A 6,452-nucleotide genomic window follows, 5' to 3' on the forward strand; every position below is an offset into this window, starting at 1 on the left:
CGCACCGTCATCGACGGCCAGCAGCGCCTCACGACCATGGTCATCTTCTTCAAGGCGCTCTGCGCGAGAATTGGCCGCATCGACCTGTTCGAGCGAGACTTCGTTCTGGAGACCGGCGAAGTCGCCCTGAGGCACGGCAAGTACGACCGGCAGGATTTCGAGAAGGTCGTCAACGCCACGGGCTGCGAGCCCCTCGAGGGCTCCTCGGCCATCGTCCTCGCCTACAACTACTTCCTCAAGAACATCGATCCAGAGAAGATCGACAGGAACACGATCAAGTCGAACGTCCAGTTCGTCTGCATCGACCTCACCGAGGGCGAGGACGAGCAGCAGATATTCGACACCATCAACTCGCTCGGGGTGCGCCTGACGACGGCGGAGCTCCTCAAGAACTACTTCTTCAACCGCGAGAACGAGCAGGCGTTCAAGGAGTGCTGGGAGGACGTCTTCGAGCCCACGGCCGAGAAGAGGGAGTACTGGGAGCAGGAGATCGTTACCGGGCGCATCAAGCGCACGCTCGTCGATATCTTCTTCGACGCCTTCCTCCAGATCCTGGTTCAGGACAAGAAGCGCGGCGTCACGACCGAGGACAAGCTCTTCTATTCGCGCACGTCCAACCTCTTCCAGTCCTACAAGGACTTCATCGGCAGGTACTGCAACGGAAACAAGGACGAGATCCTCGACAGCATGAAGGCGCATGCCGAGGCGTTCGAGTCCACGTTCGACCCAAGCTGCTGCGACGCGGACATTCCCTCCGCCCCCGGCGTCGAGCGCTTGAATGTGCTGATATTCGGCCTTAAGAACTCGACGCTCATCCCGTATGTGCTCTACGTTCGCAAGAACGCGAAGTCTTCGGCGAGGAATCCGAGGTCTTCGCACTGCTTGAGAGCTACATCGTCCGTCGGATGCTGGTCCAGGCGACCACGAAGAACTACAACAGGCTGTTCACCTCGCTGATCCTGAACGAGGTGAAGGACGCGGAGACTCTGAGGAAGGCACTCGCGGCCAACGAAGAGGCGACGACGTTCATGCCCGGCGATGCCGAGGTTCGAAAGGCGTTCGAGGAATCGTGCTTGTACAACCTTCAGTCCAAGGGCATCCTCTATCTGCTGGAAAGCGCCATACGCCCGAGTATGAGCAGCACGGCCCTGCTCGGGTTCAACCAATACACCCTCGAGCACATGATGCCCAAGAAGTGGCGTAACAACTGGGGAGCCCTCGACGAGGAGGCCGCGACGCGAAGGGACAGGAAGCTCCTCACGCTCGGCAACCTCGCCATCATCACACATTCGCTCAACGCCTCCATCCGCGACGCAGATTGGACCACCAAGAAGCAGGGAAAGGGGTACAAGGACGGCCTTGCACTCTGCGCCGCTGGCCTTGCGACGATGGCTGGCGCCCTGGAGAAAGAATCTTGGGACGAGGGCGATATTGCCGATCGTGCCGAATGGCTCGCGGATAAGGCGTTGGAGGTCTGGCGTTAAGCCCTACATGCGCCCCATCCCGAAGATGCATGCGGTGTCGGATTCCGCATCTACGACGGCTGTCGCAGACTCCTTCAAAAGCGCGCCTTGTTGCGGCGCCCCAGCCTCCAACGCGTCAACAGGCTCTCCGAGCGCCAGGAAGAACCTCATAACGAGTTCGATCCTCTGCTGCAGAGACTCGCTCAGCTCGCCGTAGGAGGCTGCCAGACGAACTTCCTTGGCCAACTCCGCCATCGAGTTCTTCAGCGCCTTCTGTACGCTCACAGAGGGCTTCACTTCGACCTGGGTATCGGTGAGCTTGGCGATGATGTAGTCCTGCCTGAGCATGCCGCTCCAGGCGGCCATCTCGCATATGAGCCTATGCTCCTCGGGCGTGCAGCGGAACGCCATCGTCTTGCTGCGCTTGCGGGCGCTGTTTTCGCATGGCATCTTTCTTACCCCCTCGCTCCGTCAAGGGCGGTGGCCATCTCGTCCTGCTTCGTGGGGAACAGGTGCGCGTAGCGGTAGGTGATGTCCACCGCCTCATGGCCTATGCGCTCGGCGATGGCCAGCGCGGAGAAGCCCATCTCAATCAGCAGGCTCACATGGCTGTGGCGAATGTCGTGTATGCGGATGCGCTTCACGCCCGACGCTTTGCACCCGCGCTCCATCTCGTGGGCTAGGAAGTGCTTGGTCACAGCGAACAGGCGCTCGTCAGGGGCAACATCGTCGCGCATCTCGATGAAGTCCGCCATCTCGTCGCGCAGGAAGGCGGGCATGACGATCGTGCGCACCGACTTGGGCGTCTTGGGGTCGGTCACGGTGTCCACGCCGTGGAGGCTCTGGTACGACTTGTTGATGCGCAGCCGCGAGCTCTCCAGCATGAAATCGGACGGCGTGAGCGCCAGGAGTTCGCCGCAGCGGATGCCCGTCCAGTAGAGCAGCTCGAAGGCGTAGAAGGCGAGTGGTTTGTCGGAGATGGCCTCCGAGAAGCGGAGGTACTCGTCCTTGGTCCAGAACTGCATCTCGCCGCCTCTCTTCGAGCCTATCTTGTCGACCCTGCGCACCGGGTTGTCGGTGAGGCCGTAGTAGCGCTCGGCGTGGTTGAAGATGGCGTTGAGCTGGTTGTTCACCGTGCGCAGGTAGGTCGGCGCCCAGGGCTTCCCGTCGGCGTCCCGGTGCTCGGTGAGCTCGTTTTGCCACCTGATGACGTCGATTGGCCTCACGTCGCACATGCGCATGTCCCCGAAGAACGGCACGAGCTTGTCGTTGATGATGTACTCCTTGGTGATCCACGTGTGCTCGCGTATGCGCGGCCTCACCTCGGAGGCGTACACCTCGACGAACTCGGAGAACGTCATGTCCATGGTCCCGCCGTTGAGGCTCTTGAACTGGCCCTCCCACACGGCGGCCTCCACCTCGGAGGAGAAGCCGCGCTTTGTCTTGTGGCGCTTCGAGCCGCGGGCGTCGCGGTAGTAGCACTGCACGTAGAACGTGCCGTTGTTGTCATCCTTGTACACGGGCATGTCAGTCCACCTCCGGGAAGTACAGGGCGTCGAAGACGTCGCTCCGGACGCGCCCGCGGATCACCACGCGCCCGCGCGCCTCCTGCTCGGCGTTTATCTTCCTGATCACCTCGTAGGCGCTGCCTTTCTTGATCCTCAGCAGCTCCGCGACCTCGTCGGCGTCCAGCATGTGCGGCCTCGGTGTCTTCGCCACCTTCTCGTCCATGGTTCCTCCTATCAACAGCGTACGGATACGTACGGTTTACAGATTCAGAGTAAACGTACATATCTGTACTGTCAATAGAATTGCGTACATTTGCGTACGCTGATAAGATGTGCGGGTACGTAATTCCAGGAGGAGGGCGCATGTCCGTAGGCGAGAACATAAGGCGGTACCGCAAGTTGCGCGGCATGACGCAGGCGCAGCTCGCCGAGGCGGTCGGTCTGACCGAGGGGGCCGTGCGCCACTATGAGAGTGGCATCCGCGCCGTCAAGCCCGAGCTGCTCGAATCCATCGCCGCAGCACTCGGCGTATCCGTCAATGCCCTCAAGGATTACGGCGTCGAGACCGCGGGCGACCTCATGTCGCTGCTCGTGCGGCTCGAGGACTCCTTCGGCATCGTGCCCGCAGCCGACGGCACGAGGCTCTCCCTGAACCCCAAGGCGCCGCACGGACCCAAAACTGCGATGGCGATCGGGCTCTGGGCAGAGAAGCGCGCGCAGCTCGAGAACGGCGAGATCGACGCCAACGAATACGAGGACTGGAAAGCCTCGCTGTAGCGGCTCTCCGCATTTCGCAACCAACGCAATCGAATCAGAACGCCAGGTTAGGCGGCGAGCGCCGTTCGTTCCTGCACAAGCTGAGTTTTTACTCCCCATTGCATGCCAAGGCATATCCGGCGCGCCTGGGGAGTAAATTACACGGTGGCTTACATGACGGCACGCGGCAGCACGCCGCGGCATTTCCCCTGGTTACTCCCGTTTTCATTGAGACGATGAGATTCTTTACTCCCCATTAGCCACCTGGGAAAACGCCGTGCGGAGACCGCTGAAAAGCCTATTGAGTTCGATTTGAGTTTCACGGACCCCTAAAGGGGCTCGTTTCGCCCTCGGGGACAAAAATCGCGCGTCCACTCACTTGGGATAAATCCTTACTCCCGTTCCCCCGAATACCGCCCAGTGTCTTGCCGTCTTGAAACACGGGGGAGTAAATGGCGAAATCGCAGGTGAAAGGGAGTAAATGAGCAAAGAAAAAGCCTCCGTCCCAACGCGGGAACGGAGGCCAGATTATCGTATTTACTCACCGCCGTCGCTGGCGGCTTTGCCATGACTCTCGTACGAAACGAAACTCAGCGGCACAGTGCGGCACTCAAAATAGCAGGTCAGAGCCCTATCGGCTTACTCCCACTCGATTGTCGCGGGCGGCTTGGACGTGATGTCGTAGCACACGCGGTTGGCACCGGGAACCTCGGCCACGATGCGGCCGGAGATGCGGGCCAGGACGTCGTAGGGCAGCTTGGCCCAGTCGGCGGTCATGGCGTCACTGGACTCGACGGCACGCAGGATGATCGGACGCTGATAGGTGCGCTCGTCGCCCATAACGCCGACGGACTTGATGTCGGGCAGGACGGCGAAGTACTGCCAGCAGGAGTGCTCACTGTTGCGCTCGCCGGTCTGCTCGAACAGGCGCGCGTTGTACTCGTCCAGCTCCTCGCGCACGATGGCGTCGGCGTTCTTCAGGATCTCGAGCTTCTCGGGGCTCACCGCGCCGATGATGCGAATCGCCAGGCCGGGGCCCGGGAACGGCTGACGGTGCACGATGTGCTCGGGCAGGCCCAGCGACAGGCCCAGTTCGCGCACCTCGTCCTTGAAAAAGTGGTCGAGCGGCTCGATGAGATCGAAGTGCACGCCCTCGGGGAACGGGATGAGGTTGTGGTGGCTCTTGATGGTGGCCGTCTTGCCGCCGGTCTTGCGGGCGCCGCTCTCGATGATGTCGGGGTAGATGGTGCCCTGCGCCAGGTACTTCACCGGGCGGCCGTCGGTCTCCAGATCCTTCGCCACGGCGAAGAACTCGTTCCAGAACTGCGTGCCGATGATGCGACGCTTCTCCTCGGGATCGGTCACGCCATCGAGCAGCGCGGCGTAGCGCGCCTCCGCGTGCACGTGCACGAAGTCGACGTCGAACTGCTTGGTGAAGACCTCCTCCACCTGCTCCGGCTCGCCCTTGCGCAGCAGACCATGGTTGATGAACACGCAGGTCATCTGGCGGCCGACGGCGCGGGCGCCCAAGGCCGCGACCACGGAGGAGTCGACGCCGCCGGACAGCGCCAGGATCACGCGGTCCTCGCCAACGGCGGCGCGGAACTCGCCCACCATGGTCTCGACCAGGTTGTCCATGGTCCAGCTGGCCTCAAGCCCGCAGATGTCGAACAGGAAGTTACGGAGCAGCTGCTGGCCGTGCTCGGTGTGCTTGACCTCGGGGTGGAACTGCGTGGTGTAGATGCGGCGCTCGGCGTCCTCCATGGCGGCAACCGGGCACACGGAGGTGCTCGCGGTCACGGCGAACCCCTCGGGCACGCGGGAGACGGCGTCGCGGTGGCTCATCCACACGGTCTGCTCAAGCGGCGTGGCGTTGAAGAGCTTGCTCTCGCGGTCGCGCTCGATGGTGGCGGGGCCGTACTCGCCGATCTCGGAGTGGCCCACCTCGCCGCCGAGCGTGACGGCGGTCACCTGGTGGCCGTAGCAGAAGCCCAGAATGGGCAGGCCGAGGTCATAGATTGCGGGATCGACCGTGGGCGCGTCCTCCGCGTACACGGACGCGGGGCCGCCAGACAGAATCAGCGCCGCGGGCGCCATCTCGCGCACCTCTTCGGCCGTGATGTCGCACGGGACGATCTCGGAATATACATGCAGGTCGCGCACGCGACGGGCGATGAGCTGCGCATACTGCGCGCCGAAGTCGAAGACCAGCACCTTCTGCGCGGCCCGCTCGGATGCATTCTGGGTCATGAACCCTCCCAACCGTGCCGCCATAATCGACGGCGAGACGTGTTAGCCAATTGGTACATCATACTCGCCAAGCTGCGCGTGCGCAGAATCCTTACATGGTTTTTAGCCACATTGTGCCGATACGACTCGTAAAACCTCCTCGCGTCATCCGCGAACGCATCTCTCGCAGCAGTCGGCATCCACTACAATGTCTGAGTCGTCGTAACCCGCCATGTTGAGGAGGCCCACGCGTGAAACGCATTCTTTTGATTGCCACGGGCGGCACGATCGCCTCGGCCGAGGAAGGCAATGGCCTCTCCCCCGCTCTCTCTGGTGAGGAACTCGCACGCAGCGTGCCCCAAATCGAAGGCCTCTACGAGCTTGACATCGTGCAGCCCATGAACATCGACAGCACCAACATGCGACCCGCCGACTGGCTACGCATCGCCGAGGTCATCCGCGAGGGCTACGACGCCCACGATGGGTTCGTAGTCAT

At 62.0% G+C, this 6,452-nt stretch carries 8 protein-coding genes; 4 read left to right on the forward strand and 4 right to left on the reverse strand.

Annotated features, from left to right (window positions below):
- A partial coding sequence (locus tag ACT8II_RS02845) for a DUF262 domain-containing protein (RefSeq protein ID WP_443812959.1) occupies positions 1 to 957 on the forward strand: 957 nt, incomplete at its 5' end.
- Positions 906 to 1,484: an HNH endonuclease family protein gene (locus ACT8II_RS02850; RefSeq protein WP_443812960.1), complete on the forward strand. Its 579-nt coding sequence runs from the start codon at positions 906 to 908 to the stop codon at positions 1,482 to 1,484. The genes ACT8II_RS02845 and ACT8II_RS02850, both read left to right, overlap by 52 nt.
- Before the next feature lie 3 nt (positions 1,485 to 1,487).
- Here ACT8II_RS02850 and ACT8II_RS02855 read toward each other — a convergent pair whose 3' ends face one another.
- From ACT8II_RS02855 to ACT8II_RS02865, 3 genes are read right to left on the reverse strand one after another with little or no spacing between them, the layout of a single operon-like run.
- Positions 1,488 to 1,913: a plasmid mobilization protein gene (locus tag ACT8II_RS02855; RefSeq protein ID WP_418244489.1), complete on the reverse strand. Its 426-nt coding sequence runs from the start codon at positions 1,911 to 1,913 to the stop codon at positions 1,488 to 1,490.
- Positions 1,914 to 1,918: 5 nt separating this feature from the next.
- Positions 1,919 to 2,989, reverse strand: coding sequence for a tyrosine-type recombinase/integrase (locus ACT8II_RS02860; protein ID WP_443812961.1), 1,071 nt, complete (start codon positions 2,987 to 2,989; stop codon positions 1,919 to 1,921).
- A 1-nt stretch (position 2,990) separates the two neighbouring features.
- Positions 2,991 to 3,194 (reverse strand): hypothetical protein, encoded by a 204-nt coding sequence (locus ACT8II_RS02865; protein WP_006681531.1) that lies wholly within the window; start codon positions 3,192 to 3,194, stop codon positions 2,991 to 2,993.
- Positions 3,195 to 3,334: 140 nt separating this feature from the next.
- On the opposite strand from ACT8II_RS02865, the gene ACT8II_RS02870 reads away from it, so the two are divergent.
- Positions 3,335 to 3,748, forward strand: a complete 414-nt coding sequence (locus ACT8II_RS02870) for a helix-turn-helix domain-containing protein (RefSeq protein WP_443812962.1) — start codon at positions 3,335 to 3,337, stop codon at positions 3,746 to 3,748.
- Positions 3,749 to 4,366: 618 nt separating this feature from the next.
- Here ACT8II_RS02870 and guaA read toward each other — a convergent pair.
- Positions 4,367 to 5,977 carry a glutamine-hydrolyzing GMP synthase gene (gene guaA / locus ACT8II_RS02875; protein ID WP_443812963.1) on the reverse strand — a complete coding sequence of 537 codons (1,611 nt, stop codon included), beginning with the start codon at positions 5,975 to 5,977 and terminating at the stop codon, positions 4,367 to 4,369.
- A gap of 230 nt (positions 5,978 to 6,207) precedes the next feature.
- On the opposite strand from guaA, the gene ACT8II_RS02880 reads away from it, so the two are divergent.
- Positions 6,208 to 6,452: asparaginase domain-containing protein (locus ACT8II_RS02880; protein ID WP_443812964.1), on the forward strand; the 245-nt coding region annotated here is incomplete at its 3' end.

It is taken from the genome of Collinsella sp. (assembly GCF_052346665.1).
GTDB lineage: Bacteria > Actinomycetota > Coriobacteriia > Coriobacteriales > Coriobacteriaceae > Collinsella.

Coding starts and splice junctions, on each gene's coding strand:
- ACT8II_RS02860 (WP_443812961.1), bottom strand. CDS start 2,989: ATGCCCGTGTACAAGGATGACAACAACGGCACGTTCTACGTGCAGTGC.
- ACT8II_RS02855 (WP_418244489.1), bottom strand. CDS start 1,913: ATGCCATGCGAAAACAGCGCCCGCAAGCGCAGCAAGACGATGGCGTTC.
- guaA (WP_443812963.1), bottom strand. CDS start 5,977: ATGACCCAGAATGCATCCGAGCGGGCCGCGCAGAAGGTGCTGGTCTTC.
- ACT8II_RS02870 (WP_443812962.1), top strand. CDS start 3,335: ATGTCCGTAGGCGAGAACATAAGGCGGTACCGCAAGTTGCGCGGCATG.
- ACT8II_RS02865 (WP_006681531.1), bottom strand. CDS start 3,194: ATGGACGAGAAGGTGGCGAAGACACCGAGGCCGCACATGCTGGACGCC.
- ACT8II_RS02850 (WP_443812960.1), top strand. CDS start 906: ATGCTGGTCCAGGCGACCACGAAGAACTACAACAGGCTGTTCACCTCG.